The organism is Faecalimonas hominis, assembly GCF_054660755.1.
Genome location: NZ_BAAHSH010000059.1, coordinates 1 through 558, shown reverse-complemented (window position 1 = coordinate 558; position 558 = coordinate 1). Strand labels below are relative to the sequence as shown.

Annotated in this window: 1 pseudogene; it reads left to right on the top strand. The window is 44.4% G+C overall.

The features are described 5' to 3' along the window. Positions 1-142: 142 nt before the first annotated feature. Positions 143-268 (top strand): annotated as a pseudogene (locus ACYQ35_RS10505) (DUF3847 domain-containing protein); the annotation flags it as partial. Between the last annotated feature and the right edge of the window lie 290 nt (positions 269-558).

The window sequence follows — 558 nt, the reverse complement described above, 5'->3', positions numbered from 1 at the left end:
AATCTTGACATAGGACCAATGAATAAATCTATAGCAAAAGAATATCTTGAAAACAAAAATGCACAGCATTTCTTAGACAAACTACTAGCAATAGATGCGAAACCGCTCGATATGCAGGAAGAAATGATATGGTACTTAAATATTGCAAGAGCCGGAACGCCTGACAGATGATGATGTCATGCTGTTGTTGAAACTCATTTTTCACAGGCAGGACACGCAGGAACTATTGAAAAAACTGCTGGAACGGGAGAAGCCGGAAACCCCTTAGTTTACTAAGGGCGCAATTATACACCACCCAGAGGTTGGTGCATTGCGTTCTCCGAAGGCTCCTCGCCGGAGGGCTGTGATTTTCCGCAGTCATGGTCTGCTTCAAATCAAACAGGGGACGCTACGCTTCCCCTGCGCTGGCTGCCGCCAGCTACCCTTTTGTGGACTTGCCATCTGGGGACATCTTGCGTTGCAAGCTGTTCCCAGCCGACAAGTTTCATAAAATATGCTATCTTTTTGATAGGCAGTGAAGTATAATGAAGATGACAACAAAATTGATTAGAAACCAAT